The sequence below is a fragment of the Vibrio sp. 1069 genome (assembly GCF_033340555.1).
This window is the reverse complement of record NZ_JAWOWP010000759.1, coordinates 1-560: the sequence shown is the minus strand read 5'-3', so window position 1 is coordinate 560 and position 560 is coordinate 1. Positions and strand designations below refer to the sequence as shown.

Below are 560 nucleotides of genomic sequence, written 5' to 3'. Positions count from 1 at the left end.
AACCAATACTGCTTAGCTTCTTCATCGAAACTTCAATAAAGACTTGCTCTTGCTGCTGACCAGAGACAGAAACCTTGCTGACGCCATCGACCAGTTCAAGCTCACGGCGTAAGTAGTCGACATAATCCAGCGACTCTTTATAGCTGTAGCCATCCCCTGTCACTGCCAACAAGATGCCCTACACATCACCGAAGTCATCAATAACCTGAGGCTCATTAACACCTGGTGGTAAGGTGACTTTTAAGTCATTCACTTTTCGACGCAATTCATCCCAAATTTGTGGTAAATCATCGGGACCATAGTTATTTTTCATCGTCACGGTGATCTGAGATAAGCCACGGTTGGAAATGGAGTTCACTTCGTCAACGTAAGTCAGTTGCTGGATGGCTTTTTCCAGCGGGTACGTCACTTCTTCTTCCACTTGTTGCGGCGTCGCACCTGGGTATGACGTCACTACCATCGCATCTTTGATAGTAAAGGCCGGATCTTCTAAACGTCCCAACCCGAAGAAAGCAGCAATACCACCAATCAAGAAGATCAAAGACACCATCCAGCTAATA

At 46.1% G+C, this 560-nt stretch carries 1 pseudogene; it reads right to left on the bottom strand.

The annotated features are described in order from the left end of the window. Positions 1-560, bottom strand: a pseudogene (locus R7040_RS28900) (efflux RND transporter permease subunit); the annotation flags it as partial.